Genomic DNA, 14306 nt, shown 5'->3' on the forward strand with positions numbered 1-14306 from the left:
GTAGGTCGTTTCTCGGTGGTGCCGTTCGTGCTCGTCAGCAGCCTACGCAGATACGGTTCGCGGGCCCTGTTGCGTTCAGCACCTAGAACAGGGTGTCCGGCAGGACGACGGATGCGCTGCGGGGGAGCGGCGCGTCCTCGGGCAGATGGAGGATGGCCCGGGCCAGCTGCCGGACCTGCTCCACGTACGCCCTCGGCGTCAGGGCGTCGCGGAAGTCGACGTAGTTCCGTTCGGCCACGTGCGGCGGCGGGACGACGTCGCCGATCAGGACCGGGATCAACTGCTGGCGCTCCGCCCGCTGGGCGGCCAGGGCGTACTCCTGCAAGGTGTAGTCCGACCGCGCCCAGTCCGTGCTCACCACCGCCACCACAGCGTCGGCGCTGCTGAGACCGGCCTCCAGCCGGGAGGGCCAGTGGTCCCCCGGTTGCATCTCCCATTCGTCCACGAACACGTCGAGCCCGAGCCGCTTGAGGTTCTCCGCCAGCACCAGAGTCCAGTTCGAGTCGGCGTGGGCGTAGGACAGATAGACGTCGTAACGGCCGCTTCGGGAGGAGTGCGGGCGCAGGCTGGGGGAGTCCCGGCGAATACGGGCGGCGATGGCGCGGGCGGCCTGCGCCGGGGTGCCGTCCTCCAGGTTGAACACCTGCAGGGACTGGGCAAGACGCGGCAGTTCGCGGATGGCCGCCGACGAGGTGACCACGGGGAACGTGAGCCGTTCAGTCGTCGTGTGGACCGAGCGGCGCAGGAAGAGGGCGGTGTCGTGGTTCTGGAACAAGTCCTCGCCCGTCTCGTCCACGATCATGACGAGGTGACGGCACCTGTCCGCGAACTGTGCCCGATGCCGGGGGTTCTCGCCCGCGACCCAGCTCGTCACGCCGTTCTCCAGGAACAGCCGTTGCAGGGTCCGCGCCAGCGGCTCCTGCACCCTGGTGTGACTGATGAACACGTCGACCTCGAAGTCCTGCCGCGCCGCCTGCTCGGCCGTCTCCACATAGGAGTCACGGTTCTCGATGAGCAGGCCCACGTCCTCCAGCCGACGCGCCAGCAGCGCGGCGAGGCTCGCGATGCTGTACGTGACCTGCTCGGAGTTGCGGGGACTCTCGGTGAGCGCGGGCAGGAGCTCGCCGAAGGACCAGACGGGGAAGTAGGGGATCGTCACCCGCTGGAGCAGTTCCCCGGCGGAGCTGCCGCGCGGCGCCCAGTCCCGCAGCCGCGGCTCCATCATCTCGGCCAGCCTGCGCCGCCAGACCTCGCCCTGCTCGTACTCGGTCTGCGCGTCGAACCGGCTCAGCAGCGGCACGGTCAGCAGCCGGGGCCGGTCGTACGGCAGTCCGTCCCGCGCTTTCATGGCGCGGTCGACGATGTCCAGCACACCGTCCACGTTCTGCTGGTTGGCGGTGTAGGCGAAGACCAGCACGTCGGGGACCTGGGCGGTACAGATGCCGCCGGCGTCGGTGATGCCCGTGCGGCTGTCGACCAGGACGAGGTCGTAGTTGCTCATCCATTCGTCCCGCCAGGCCTCCAGCGTCGCGCCGAAGTCGTGCTCCTCGTACAGCTCCTCCCAGTCGACCTGCTGGAGGCGGGAGATGTACGTCTCGTCGCCCACCCCGCCGGCCGTGATCAGATCCAGGTGGGCACCCTCCGGGAGCCGGACCGGGGTGCGGTGCCGCAGGGCCGTCAGCTCGCCCGTGCCGGGTGTCGCACGGGCCTCCTCGATCATCTCCAGCAGACCCGCGTTCGCCGGCGAGGCCAGGTGCTCGTCGAAGTAGTACGACAGCCCCGGCGCCTCCAGGTCCCAGTCGACGCACAGCACGCGATAGCCCCAACGCGCCAGCACCACGGCCGTGTTGGCGAGCGCGAAACTACGGCCCACCCCACCCTTGTAGGAGTAGAACGTAATGATCTGTCCGGTTTCCATCACGCTCCAAAGCGTGGAAGTCGGCCGGGAGCCGGCGTGGCAGCGGGGGGTGGTCTGAGGGCCGGCCAGTCGGCGCACCAGTCCGGTACCTCGGCGAGGCGCGTGGCGATGAGCTGGGCGAGGCGCTGCACCTCCTGATGGAAGTACGGATACGCCTCGGATTCCTGGTACTTGGGATAGGGGACGTTGTAGTTCTTGAATTCCTGGTGCAGTTGGCGTCGGCGTACCGGCTCCGGAAAGCTGGTCCCGTCCGCGAACACCACCGGAAAGATCAGCCCCTCGGCCTGTGCCTGTTCCTCACGCTCCTCCATCGTGGCCCATTCCGCGGTGCACCACGGGGAGCGGAAATAGGGCGCGGACAGCACGGGAACGAGAAGTCGGCTCCGGCCCAGGGACGTGGCGAGCTGATCCGGCCAGGGCACACCGAAGCGTTCGTCCAGCTGCTGGTCGAGGAATATCTCGGCCTTCCCGGTCTCGTCCTCCAGGCAGCCTTTGAGTGCCGGGTAGAAGTGGTTCCGCACCCACGCGCTGACGTGCCCCGCGCTTCTGCTGTAACTGACGAACACGTCGAACTCGTAATCCACCGCCGCCCCGTTCACCCTCCAGCGCGCCCCGGGCACTGGTGCGAGGGAGTGTATCCGTCGTGCCGAGAGGCGGCTGATTGCCGTCTTGTCATGGCCTGTTCGGGGCGCTTACTTTTGGCCCTCCTGACGTATGCACGTATGTCGAGGGGGACGCTCCATGGCCGTACGCGGCCGGCACCGCCGGTATCAGCCGAACAGGATCAACCGCGCCTCGCTCACCGTCACGGCGGGCGGTGCCGGAATGGCGATCCCGCTCATCGGCGCCGGCACGGCACAGGCCGCCGACGTGGACACCTGGAACAAGGTCGCCGCGTGCGAGTCGACCAACAACTGGAGCATCAACACCGGCAACGGCTACTACGGCGGGCTGCAGTTCACCCAGTCCACCTGGGAGGCCTACGGCGGCACCCGGTACGCGCCGCGGGCCGATCTCGCCACCAAGGACCAGCAGATCGCCGTCGCCGAGAAGGTGCTGGACGGACAGGGCCCCGGAGCCTGGCCGGTGTGTTCGGTGCGGGCGGGGCTCACCCGGGGCGGGGACACCCCCGACATCCACCCGGCCGGGGGCACCAAGGCCGCCGTCCCGGACGTGCAGCCGCAGACCACGCCCCAGTCCAGGGCGGGCTCGGCCGAGATGTACACCGTGGTGCACGGCGACACCCTCTCCGGTATCGCCGAGCGCGAGGACGTCAAGGGCGGGTGGCGGGGTCTGTACGCCGCCAACCGGAAGGCCATCGGGGCCGATCCCGACCTCATCCTGCCGGGGCAGCGGCTGAGCCTGCGCGGCAAGGCGGCCACGGTCACGACGCAGACGTCCACGGCGCCGGCCAAGGAGAAGAAGGAGAAGCCGGCCGCCGAGGAGACCGGGCACTCGCTCGTCGCCCCGGTGGACGCGCCGACCGGCACGCCGTACCACAAGGCGGGTTCCTCCTGGTCGAAGGGCTATCACACGGGCGTCGACTTCGCCGTCCCCACGGGAACGACCGTGAAGGCGGTCGCCGCCGGGCGGGTGGTGGCCTCCGGGTGGGCCGGGTCGTTCGGCTACCAGGTGGTGATCCGGCACTCCGACGGGCGCTACACCCAGTACGCCCATCTCTCCGCGATCTCGGTGAAGAGCGGGCAGAGCGTCGGTGCCGGACAGCGGATCGGCCGCTCGGGGTCCACGGGCAACAGCACGGGCCCGCATCTGCACTTCGAGGTGCGGACGGGGCCCGGCTTCGGTACGGACGTCGACCCGGTCGCCTATCTCCGGGCCGGAGGGGTCAGGGTCTGACCTCGTGGTCAGGACCTGCCCCTCAGGATTTGACCCTCATGCGGTGCCGGTCGAGCACGGGCATCGGGATGTAGGAGGCGCCGTAGAGGGGGCCGACGTAGAAGATCGGCTGTTCCTCGGACTCGGCCGGGTCGGCGGGGTCCTCCAGGACCGCCGACTCGGCCACCGCGACCAGCGCCTCTTCGCGAGGCGTCGTCTGCCCGGGCAGGACCGCGAGCAGTTCCTCGGCCGAGGAGGGGACGCGTACCTGCACGTCCCCGACCCGCACCGGCTCCTCGGCCTGGGCCGGCAGCTGGACCGGCTCCGGCGTGGGCTCCGGCATGGACTCCGTGCGGGCGATCCGCTCCGACGTCAGCAGGATCAGGCCACCTGCCGCCACCACACCGCAGCTCAGGGCGAGCGCGGTGCCGGTCGTGCCGTAGCGGAAGGTCTCGCCGAACATCGTGATGCCGACGACGGCCGCCACCACCGGGTTCACGACGGTCAGCGTGGCCAGCGGGGCCGCGAGCCCGGCGCCGCGGTAGGAGGCCTGGGAGAGCAGCATGCCGGCCGTGGCCAGGACGCCGATCACCGCGAGGGAGGGCACGTCGCCCGCCGAGACGCCGCCGGTCCAGTCGACCGCGACGGTCTTGGTGAACACCGAGGACATGCCGAAGGCGATACCGGACGCGGTGGCGAGCAGGATGCTGCGCACCGCCGGGTGCCGGTGGGCCGCCCGGCCCGCGATCATCAGGGCGACGACCGCGACGCCGGTGACCGTGGCGACGGCCACCCGCTGGGCGGTGTCCAGGGACTGCGCGTCGGAGGCGCCGACCAGCGACAGCAGACCGGCGAGGCCCACGGTCGCCATGATCGCGCCGCGCCACGCGGTCGCCCCGGCCCTGCGGCCGACGAAGAGGGCGGCCATGGGGAGGGCGAACACGATGGTCAGGGCGCCCAGCGGCTGGACCAGGCTGAGAGGGCCGAAGGCCAGCGCCACCACGTGCAGCAGCCCGCCGAGGCCGTTCAGCGCGACCGCCGCCCACCAGCTCGGCCGACGGAACGGCGCGAACTGCTGCTCGGGGGAGGACACCGCGACCTGCTCCTGGACGATCGCCCCGCCCGCGTACGCGACGGCGGAGACGAGCGACAGGACGACGGACAACGCGAGGGCGCTCATCAGCAGCTCCTCTGCGTGAAGCAGGGGTGGTTACCCCGGCGCGGCGAACGGTCGGCTTCCATGTCCAACACGATGCCGTGAAAAGACATTCCCGTCGTCGTACCTGAGCAGGCAATGGGTCCTACTGCCGATGGAGTACTACGGAGGGTCAGTCCTCCCCAAGGTGGGTGACACTGCCCCGCGACCCCCTGATGGCCTCCCCTAGGGGCCTTGGTACTACTGCTCTTCGTGGACCTCGACGCCGATCTCGCCGCGCTCCGCCCGCTCGGCGGCTACTTCCTACTACGCACGGGTGCGCCGCCCCGTTCAACGCTGCCCACCCTCGCACGGGCGTACGACATCGAAAAGTCGGACGTTTACGAAGAATCCGTGACTTTTCGTGTCCGCAAAGTGGCCGACTCGCTCCGCGCCCCGGAGTTGCGGATCGCTGCCTCCATCGCCCAGCAGGGCCTCGCCGCCCGGCTCTGGTCGGCGGCCCTCGGCTGCGCCGTGCTGTACGGCCACGTCCCCGACCTCGACGCCCGGCTGCTGCGCTGGGACGCCGACGGCAGCGCCCCCGACGACCTGTGGCTGACCGAGGTGCGGGCGCTGCCCGGCGACGCGGGCACCCTCGCCGCGGCCGTACTGGAAGGACACCTGGAGCCGCTGGCGGCGGCGCTGCGGTCCCGGTACCGCCTCGCCCCCGGCCTGCTGCGTGGCAACGCCGCCTCCGCCCTCGCCGGAGCCGCCCGGCAGCTGTCGCTCTGGGCCCGCGCGCACGACCGCCCCGAGGCGGCCGCCCGCACCCGCTCCCTCACCGCGGACCTCCTCGCCCACCCCCTCCTCGCCGGCACCGGAACCCTCACCGGCACCGCCTTCCGGCGCCGCAGCTGCTGCCTCTACTACCGCGTCCCCGGCGGCGGCGTGTGCGGGGACTGCTGCTTCACCCGGCCCCCGCGGTCTTCCCCGCGCGCCGCATCTGGGTGACCATGAAGGGCAACCAGCCGTGGAGAACAGGGGGTTCCGGGTGCGAGTGGGACTGCTGACCCGGGAGTACCCGCCGGACGTGTACGGCGGCGCGGGCGTCCATGTCGAGTTCCTCGCCCGGGAGTTGGCCTCCCTGGTCGATGTCGAGGTGCACTGCTGGGGCGAGGGCCGCGGCGTGGGCGTGGTGCGCCACCGCCCCTGGCCCGTCCTCGACACCGCCAACGACGCGCTGCGCACCTTCTCCGTGGACCTCGCGATGACCGCCGGCCTCGAAGGCCGCGAACTCGTCCACTCCCACACCTGGTACGCCAACCTCGCCGGCCACCTCGGCAAGCTCCTGTACGGCATCCCGCATGTGATGACCGCCCACTCCCTGGAGCCGCTGCGCCCCTGGAAGGCCGAGCAACTCGGCGGCGGATACGCCCTGTCGAGCTGGGCCGAGCGCACCGCGATCGAGGCCGCCGACGCGGTGATCGCCGTGTCGGGAGCCATGCGCGAGGACATCCTCGCCTGCTACCCGGCCCTCGACCCGGCCCGGGTGCACATCGTGCACAACGGCATCGACACCGCTCTCTACCGTCCCGACCACGGCACCGACGCCCTCACCCGCGTCGGCCTCGACCCGGACCGCCCCTTCGTGCTCTTCGTCGGCCGCATCACCCGCCAGAAGGGCGTGCCTCATCTGCTGCGCGCGGTACGGGACATCGACCCCGCCGCCCAGGTCGTGCTGTGCGCCGGAGCGCCGGACACCCCGGAGATCGACCGGGAATTCCGGGAGCTGTACGAGGAGTTGAGCCGGGTCCGCGAGGGCGTGCACTGGATCCCGCAGATGCTGCCGCGCCCGGACGTGATCCAACTCCTCACCCACGCCGCCGTGTTCGTCTGCCCCTCGGTGTACGAGCCCCTCGGGATCGTCAACCTCGAAGCCATGGCGTGCGGAACTCCCGTCGTGGCCTCGAAGGTCGGCGGTATCCCGGAGGTCGTCGACGACGGCAAGACGGGTCTGCTCGTCCCGGTGGACGACGACTTCGAGCCCGCCCTGGCCCGCGCGCTGGACTCGGTCCTCGGCGACCCGGAGGGCGCCCGGCGGATGGGTGAGGCCGGGCGGGAGCGCGCGGTGGGGGAGTTCGGCTGGGACGCGGTCGCCCGCCGCACGGTGCGGCTCTACGAGGAGATCCTCAAACAGGCGTAGTGCGCCCCGGGCAGGGGCAGGCATGGGTCACAACCAGGGTGAGGGGAGCGACCATGCGTCGTGGCGGACCTTCGGTGCTCGGGATCGTACTGGCGGGCGGAGAGGGCAAGCGCCTGATGCCCCTGACCGGTGACCGCGCGAAACCCGCGGTCACCTTCGGCGGAACGTACCGCCTGGTGGACTTCGTGCTGTCCAACCTCGTCAACGCGGACATCCTGCGCATCTGCGTCCTCACGCAGTACAAGTCGCACTCGCTGGACCGCCACATCACCACGACGTGGCGGATGTCCAGCCTGCTCGGCAACTACGTCACCCCCGTCCCCGCCCAGCAGCGGCTCGGCCCCCGCTGGTACCTGGGCAGCGCCGACGCGATCCTGCAGTCCCTCAACCTCGTCTACGACGAACGGCCCGAGTACGTCGCGGTGTTCGGCGCCGACCACGTGTACCGCATGGACCCGCGCCAGATGCTCGCCCAGCACATCGAGGCCGGCGCGGGCGTGACCGTGGCCGGGATCCGCGTCCCGCGCTCCGAGTCCTCGCAGTTCGGGGTGATCACGCCCGGCTCGGACGGGCTCACGGTGGACCGCTTCCTGGAGAAGCCCGCCGACCCGCCCGGCCTCGCGGACGACCCGGAGTGCGTGTTCGCCTCCATGGGCAACTACATCTTCACCACCAAGGCGCTGATAGAGGCCCTCCAGCGGGACGCCGAGGACGAACGCTCCGTCCACGACATGGGCGGCTCGATCCTTCCCCAGCTCACCGAGCGCGGCGAGGCCCAGCTGTACGACTTCAGCGCCAACCACGTCCCCGGCGAGACCAACCGAGACCGCGGCTACTGGCGGGACGTCGGCACCCTGGACGCGTACTACGACGCCCACATGGACCTCATCGCCGAACGTCCCGCGTTCAACCTCTACAACCGGCAGTGGCCCATCTACACCCACTCGGGCCAACTGTCCCCGGCCCGCTTCAACGCGGGCGGCATCGCCAGCGAGTCCATCATCAGCGCGGGCTGCCTCATTCGGGGGCAGGTCACCCGGTCGGTGCTGTCGCCGGGGGTGGTCGTCGACCCGGGAGCGGTCGTGCAGGGGTCGGTGCTGCACGACAACGTCAAGATCGGGCGGGGTGCGGTGGTGCGGGGCGCGGTCCTGGACAAGAACGTGGAGGTACCACCCGGCGCCACGATAGGGGTGAATCCGGAGCGGGACGCCGAGCTCTACACCGTCTCCAAGGGCGGGGTGATCGGGCTCGGAAAGGGCCAGCGGGTGTCCTGAGACACACCAACGGCACCCCTGTGCCCCCTGGGGTGCGAACGACCGGACTTAATCTGCTGTTAACTGTGCGTAGCTTGATCGTACTTGACCGTAATCGCCAGAGGGCGATTGACTGCTTGCCCACCCGTCGTCGACGCGAGGCAAGCCATTGACTTCCGACCCGCTCGCCCCTCTCGACCTGGCGTTCTGGAACATCGAGTCCGCCGAGCACCCCATGCACCTGGGCGCCCTCGGCGTCTTCGAGGCGCACTCGCCCACCGCGGGCGCCCACGCGGCCGACCTGCTCGCCGCGCGGGCCGCCGCGGTGCCCGGCCTCAGGATGCGGATCCGGGACGTATGGCAGCCGCTGTCCTTCGGCGGGGCGACCCGCGAGCCCGCCCCCGACTTCGACCCCCTGGACCACGTCCGGCTGCACGCGCCGACCGCCGACTTCCACGCCGAGGCCGGCCGGCTCATGGAACGCCCGCTGGAGCGCGGCCGCCCGCCGTGGGAGGCGCACGTCCTGCCGGGGGAGGACGGCGTCTCCTTCGCCGTGCTCTTCAAGTTCCACCACGCCCTCGCCGACGGTCTGCGCGCCCTGACGCTCGCCGCGGCGATCCTGGACCCGATGGACCTGCCCGAGCGCAGGCCGCGCCGCGAGGAGCCGTCCCCGGGCTTCCTGCCGGACGTGCGCAAGCTGCCCGGGCTGGTCCGCGGCGCCGTCTCCGACGTGGGCCGGGCCCTCGACATCGGCGCCTCCGTCGCCCTGTCCGGCGTCGGGGTGCGTTCCTCGTCGGCTCTGACCGCCGAACCGAGCGGGACCCGCCGCACGGCGGGCGTGGTCATCGACCTCGACGACGTGCACCGCGTGCGCAAGGCCCAGGGCGGCACCGTCAACGACGTGCTCATCGCGGTCGTCGCGGGCGCCCTGCGCCGCTGGCTCGACGAGCGCGGCGACGGCAGCGACGGCGTCGCCCCCCGCGCCCTGATCCCCGTCTCCAAGCGCCGCCCGCGCACCGCGCACCCACAGGGCAACCGGCTCTCCGGGTACCTGATGAGGCTCCCGGTCGGCGACCCCGACCCCCTCGCCCGCCTCGACACGGTCCGCACCGCCATGGACCGCAACAAGGACGCCGGACCCAACCGCGGCGCCGGTGCCGTCGCCCTGCTCGCCGACCACGTCCCCCCACTCGGCCACCGGCTCGGCGGGCCCCTGGTCAGCCAGGCCGCCCGGCTCTGGTTCGACATCCTCGTCACCAGCGTCCCGCTGCCCAGCCTCGGCCTGAAGCTCGGCGGCAACCCGGTCACCCAGGTCTTCCCGCTCGCCCCGCTGGCCCGCGGCCAGTCCCTGGCGGTCGCCGTCTCGACGTACCGCGGCCACGTCCACTACGGCCTCGTCGCCGACGCGGAAGCAGTGCCCGACCTGGACGTCCTGGCCAGGGCCCTCACCGCGGAGGTGGAGACGCTCATCACCGCCTGTGAGGCTTGACCCCCTCCGTTTTTGGAGGACGGGCCCGGCGCTCCGTAGAATTCCCTGTTCGAAAGCGGACGCGGTCGGAGCGCCGCACGGGGCAGCAGGGAAACGGCAGCGCGATGACGGTGACAGAGGACGGCTCGGCGATCACGGACGAGGCCGTGGACGAGGTCGTGTACGGCCCCGGGATCGACCCGGAGCGGCTGGCCGTCTGCCTCGCCGTGCTCGACGAGCTCGACCAGCTGGAGGTCGACCACCCCGACGCGATCGCCGTGCGCCGGGCCACCGCCGGCGTCTACCGCACGGTCAAGCAGCGGCGCCGCCAGGAGCGCAGGGCCGCCAAGACCGCCCACGACAAGGCGGTCACCGAGGCCACCGCGACCGGTTCCGCCCAGCGCATCGACGACGAGACCGAGGGCATCCTCCCCTCGTCGGTCACCGAGGAGGGGAGGATCGCCGGGATACTCCAGCGCCCCCGCTCCTGCTACACCTGCAAGACCCGGTACGTGGAAGTCGACTACTTCTACCACCAGCTCTGTCCGGACTGCGCCCGGCTGAACCGCGACCGGCGCGACGCCCGCGCCGACCTCACCGGCAAGCGCGCCCTGCTCACCGGCGGCCGCGCCAAGATCGGCATGTACATCGCGCTCAGGCTGCTGCGCGACGGCGCCCACACCACCATCACCACGCGCTTCCCCAAGGACGCCATCCGCCGCTTCAAGGCCATGGACGACTCCGGGGACTGGATGCACCGCCTGGAGGTCGTCGGCATCGACCTGCGCGACCCGGCCCAGGCCGTCGCCCTCGCCGAGCAGGTCACCGAGGCAGGCCCGCTCGACATCCTGGTCAACAACGCGACCCAGACCGTACGCCGCCTGCCCTCCGCCTACGCCGCCCTGGTCGACGGCGAGAGCGCCCCGCTGCCCGCCGGGGAGCTGCCCGCCCACCACGTCATCGGCGCCTTCGGCTCCGGCGCCGTCGACGGCCTGGCCTCCCTGCCCGCCGGGATCTCCGGCATCGACGCCCAGCAGGTCGCCGACCTCGCCCTCGTCGCGGGCAACGCGAGCGTCGCCAAGCACCTCGACGGCACCGCCATCGACGCGGGCGGCCTCGTCCCCGATGTCGTCGACACCAACACCTGGGTGCAGACCATCGAGCAGATCTCCCCGGTCGAGCTGCTCGAGACCCAGCTGTGCAACTACACGGCGCCCTTCATCCTGATCAGCGCCCTGCGCCCGAGCATGGCCGAGGCCGCGAAGAAGGCCGCGAGCGGACGTGCCTACGTCGTGAACGTCTCCGCGATGGAGGGCGTCTTCGGCCGCGGCTACAAGGGCGCGGGACACCCCAACACCAACGCCGCCAAGGCCGCCATGAACATGGTGACGCGGACCAGCGGCCAGGAGATGTTCCAGACCGACGGCATCCTGATGACCTCCGTCGACACCGGCTGGATCACCGACGAACGCCCCCACTTCGACAAGCTGCGCCTCGCCGAGGAGGGCTTCCACGCCCCGCTCGACCTGGTCGACGGAGCGGCCCGGGTCTACGATCCGATTGTGCGCGGTGAACAGGGCGAGGACCTGTACGGCGTCTTCCTCAAGGACTACGCGCCCGGCAAGTGGTGACGCGCCGGCCGTGACGTGTGCCCCGGCGTTCGTAGGGGAACCCGGACCCTCCTGAGTACCGCGCCAGGAGTGAGTCATGGCCAGTCCGCACAACATCGATCCGCGCGCTCTCGGTGACCCGCGCAACCACTACCCCACCGACGAGCAGTTCTACGCGAGCGACCGCCCGGCGCATCCCGTCCTCCCCGAGGACCGGCCCCGCGGCGGCGCCCACGACCCCTACAAGCACCCGTGGACGTGGGGCACGATCGCGTTCGTCGCCTTCGTGGTGCTGATCGTCCTGATGGGGATCGCGCTCTTCCCGTAAGGGAAACCCTCAGGGCTGCGGCGGCGCGTACGACCGCAGCCGGTCATGGACGGCGTATCCGCCCGGCTGCGCCGCCCTGACCCGCGTTCCGCCGTCCACGAGCAGATCCGCACCGGTGATCCACTCGGCCGCGTCGGAGGCCAGCCACACGACGGCCCGCGCCACGTCCGCCGGTTCCCCGATCCGCCCGAGCGGCAGCCCCGCCGCGAGCTCCGCCTCGCCCGGCTCCCACACGAACCGGGCCATCTCGGTACGTACGAGACCGGGGGAGACGGAGTTGACGCGGACCCGCGGCGCCAGCTCCCCCGCGAGCTGCCGGGTGAGATGGAGCAGGGCCGCCTTGCTGGTGCCGTAGGCGCCGATGCGCGGCCCGACATGCGTGGCACCCTCCGTGCAGACGTTGATCACGGAGCCGCCGTGCTCCCGCATCCACGCCCGCCACGCGCAGCGCACCAGCCGCAGCGGTGCCTCGACGTTGACCGTGAACGCCTCGCGCCAGGCGTCCGGGTCGACGTCCATCAGCGGGCCGTACGGCTGGTTGGTCGCGGCGTTGTTGACGAGGACGTCGAGCCGCCCGAACGCGCGGAGGGTGAGCGCGGTGACCTCCGCGAGATGGGCGGGGTCGGCGACGCTGCCCGCCACTCCGATGCCGCCCAGCTCGGCGGCGGTCCGCCGGACGTCCGCGGCGTCCCGGGCCGTCACGCACACCAGCGCCCCGGCGTCCGCCAGCTGCCGGGCGACCTCGCGCCCGATCCCGCGCGTCCCGCCGGTGACGACGGCGGCCTTACCACTCAGCCCGTACGGCGACGTCATCGGCGTACCGTCTCATGACGGGCCGTCAGTCAACAGCCCCGAGACGTGAGTTCCGCGCCGCCAGCAGCTCCAGCACGGTCCGCCAGTCCTCCAGGACCCCCGCGTCGAAGGCGGCGGCCCGGCTCTCCTCCTGAGCGAGGCGCAGCCGCAGCAGGTCGTCGTCGCCGGCGGGGCCTTCGCGTCGTACGAGACGGTGGACGCGTTCGCCGAGCAGGGGTCGTACGGCTTCCGCCGCCCGCTCGTGGCGGTGGGCCTCGTCGCCCGGGCACAGGACCTGCCCGATGTCCTGCACGAGCCCCGCCACTTGGAGCTCCTTGTCGGCGGGGCGGCCGCGGCGCAGCAGCGCGGCGGTCCGCAGGCCGTGCGGGTCCCGGCAGGCGTACAGCAGATCCATCAGCTCCTCGACACTGCGCAGCTCCACGCGTAGTCCTCTCGCCGGACAGGCCGTTGCCGCCCGTCAGCAGACCATGGCCGCCTTGCGAACCGGCCAACGGGACCTGAACTGCGCGACCGGGACCGGATTTCCTCGGATTTCCGCGAAGGCGCGACCGGGCGTGTAGGCCGAACGGGTGAGCTTGCTGGCAGGGCATTTATGGACAAATGCCTTGTTAAGGGACCCAATGAACACGGGGGACTTGTGATAGTTACCCCTTGTTTTCAGCCCCATCGAGCGGGCCCCTGCTCATTTGGTTAATCTGTAGCGGACGGACAGCAGTACGGGGTCCTACCCACACCCACGGTCCGTCCTGGGGCAAACCGATCACCACGGTCTGTTCTCACCAGAGTTACCGGCGCCACCGCGTCCGAACTGTTCTCGACTCAGACCCGAGCGGGCGTCCGGTGCCAGGCCGCATCCTGGCTGGTACGCCCCGAGGGTGACCCGACACATAAGGAGTGCGCGGTGACACCGGAGAAGACGAATCGCGAGCAACGCCCCAAGGAACGCCAGGAGCAGGCCGGCCACAGGCCCGGACAGCTCGGCAGCCTCGACGTGTGGGCGCGGTCCGCCCCCATCCGCCTCGCGGGCTACGAGGACGACCTCGCCGAGCCCCACATCCTGCCCAGCGTGGACTGACGCCGACAGTCCCCTTCGCGATCGCCGACGGCATGGGCGTGCGAGACTCACGCCCATGCCGATGCACCCCGCAGAGCACATGACGCACCGGGCGCCGTAGGTGGCGCCGATACCGCCGCCCCTCTCCGAGGCCGAGGTCGCCGAGGCCGAACGGGAGCTGGGGGTCACCTTTCCCGCCGAGTACCGCGCATACCTGCTGGACGTGAGCGCCGGCGGCGCCGTGTCACGGCTGGCCCGGACGGAGCGCGGCTGGTGGTGGGAGAACAACGGCGCCACCTCGCGCGAGTCGCTCTCCTCCCCGTTTCCGCACCCCGGCTCCTACGCCGTCGAGGACGACGAGCTGGGCGAGCGTGAGCCGCGCGTCGAGGACTTCGCCGATCAGCGCGCCCACGCGGCTGCCTGGCAGGCATGGGACGAGGAGTGCGCGGCGTTCGAGGAGCGCAGGACGGCCGGTGCCGTCGTCGCCCAGGAACACGGCTGCGGCTTCGCCACTCTGCTGGCGCTGACCGGCCCGCTCGCCGGCACCCTGTGGTGGGATGGGCGGGCCACCTGCGGCCTGATCCTCCCGCTCTCCCTCGACCGGCTCCGGGGAACGCCGCCGATCACCTTCGCCGCATGGCTCGGCCGCAGCTCCTGGGACCTTCTGCCGCCCGGCTGGGGCTGACCG

At 71.4% G+C, this 14306-nt stretch carries 14 protein-coding genes; 9 read left to right on the plus strand and 5 right to left on the minus strand.

The window, feature by feature from the left end:
* Window positions 1-82 precede the first annotated feature (82 nt).
* Complete coding sequence (locus tag OG885_RS39775; protein WP_405743097.1) at window positions 83-1918, minus strand: KGGVGR-motif variant AAA ATPase; 1836 nt, start codon at window positions 1916-1918, stop codon at window positions 83-85.
* On the minus strand, window positions 1918-2502 hold the full coding sequence (locus OG885_RS39780; protein WP_405740603.1) for a TIR domain-containing protein: 585 nt from the start codon (window positions 2500-2502) through the stop codon (window positions 1918-1920). Before OG885_RS39780 ends, OG885_RS39775 begins: the two co-directional genes overlap by 1 nt.
* 157 nt (window positions 2503-2659) lie before the next feature.
* Here OG885_RS39780 and OG885_RS39785 point away from each other — a divergent pair, with 157 nt between their 5' ends.
* The gene (locus tag OG885_RS39785) at window positions 2660-3775 is read left to right on the plus strand and encodes a transglycosylase family protein (RefSeq protein WP_405740606.1); all 1116 of its coding nucleotides are present in this window, start codon (window positions 2660-2662) and stop codon (window positions 3773-3775) included.
* A gap of 22 nt (window positions 3776-3797) precedes the next feature.
* Here the strand turns inward: OG885_RS39785 and OG885_RS39790 are convergent, their stop codons facing one another.
* Window positions 3798-4934, minus strand: coding sequence for a DMT family transporter (locus OG885_RS39790; RefSeq protein WP_405740609.1), 1137 nt, complete (start codon window positions 4932-4934; stop codon window positions 3798-3800).
* A gap of 210 nt (window positions 4935-5144) precedes the next feature.
* On the opposite strand from OG885_RS39790, the gene OG885_RS39795 reads away from it, so the two are divergent.
* From OG885_RS39795 to OG885_RS39820, 6 genes are all read left to right on the plus strand, one after another.
* Entirely contained in the window at window positions 5145-5900 is a 756-nt protein-coding gene (locus tag OG885_RS39795; RefSeq protein ID WP_405740612.1) for a (2Fe-2S)-binding protein, read from the plus strand.
* A 40-nt stretch (window positions 5901-5940) separates the two neighbouring features.
* Window positions 5941-7092, plus strand: coding sequence for a glycogen synthase (gene glgA / locus OG885_RS39800; protein WP_405743099.1), 1152 nt, complete (start codon window positions 5941-5943; stop codon window positions 7090-7092).
* 53 nt (window positions 7093-7145) lie between these two features.
* The gene (glgC, locus tag OG885_RS39805; protein WP_405740615.1) at window positions 7146-8366 is read left to right on the plus strand and encodes a glucose-1-phosphate adenylyltransferase; all 1221 of its coding nucleotides are present in this window, start codon (window positions 7146-7148) and stop codon (window positions 8364-8366) included.
* 148 nt (window positions 8367-8514) lie between these two features.
* The gene (locus OG885_RS39810; RefSeq protein ID WP_405740617.1) at window positions 8515-9834 is read left to right on the plus strand and encodes a wax ester/triacylglycerol synthase family O-acyltransferase; all 1320 of its coding nucleotides are present in this window, start codon (window positions 8515-8517) and stop codon (window positions 9832-9834) included.
* Window positions 9835-9938: 104 nt separating this feature from the next.
* Window positions 9939-11444 (plus strand): SDR family NAD(P)-dependent oxidoreductase, encoded by a 1506-nt coding sequence (locus tag OG885_RS39815; RefSeq protein WP_405740619.1) that lies wholly within the window; start codon window positions 9939-9941, stop codon window positions 11442-11444.
* Window positions 11445-11520: 76 nt separating this feature from the next.
* Window positions 11521-11751, plus strand: a complete 231-nt coding sequence (locus OG885_RS39820) for a hypothetical protein (RefSeq protein WP_405740622.1) — start codon at window positions 11521-11523, stop codon at window positions 11749-11751.
* Window positions 11752-11760: 9 nt separating this feature from the next.
* On the opposite strand, the gene OG885_RS39825 is transcribed toward OG885_RS39820, so the two are convergent.
* A complete protein-coding gene (locus OG885_RS39825; RefSeq protein WP_405740624.1) occupies window positions 11761-12564 on the minus strand; it encodes an SDR family oxidoreductase in 804 nt (267 codons plus the stop codon).
* Between the two features lie 25 nt (window positions 12565-12589).
* Window positions 12590-12985, minus strand: a complete 396-nt coding sequence (locus OG885_RS39830; RefSeq protein ID WP_405740627.1) for a hypothetical protein — start codon at window positions 12983-12985, stop codon at window positions 12590-12592.
* Window positions 12986-13465: 480 nt separating this feature from the next.
* On the opposite strand from OG885_RS39830, the gene OG885_RS39835 reads away from it, so the two are divergent.
* On the plus strand, window positions 13466-13639 hold the full coding sequence (locus OG885_RS39835; RefSeq protein ID WP_399963674.1) for a hypothetical protein: 174 nt from the start codon (window positions 13466-13468) through the stop codon (window positions 13637-13639).
* Between the two features lie 100 nt (window positions 13640-13739).
* Window positions 13740-14303 carry an SMI1/KNR4 family protein gene (locus tag OG885_RS39840; protein ID WP_405740630.1) on the plus strand — a complete coding sequence of 188 codons (564 nt, stop codon included), beginning with the start codon at window positions 13740-13742 and terminating at the stop codon, window positions 14301-14303.
* The last annotated feature ends 3 nt before the right edge of the window (window positions 14304-14306 follow it).

Source organism: Streptomyces sp. NBC_00028, assembly GCF_045041065.1.
Classification (GTDB): Bacteria; Actinomycetota; Actinomycetes; order Streptomycetales; family Streptomycetaceae; genus Streptomyces.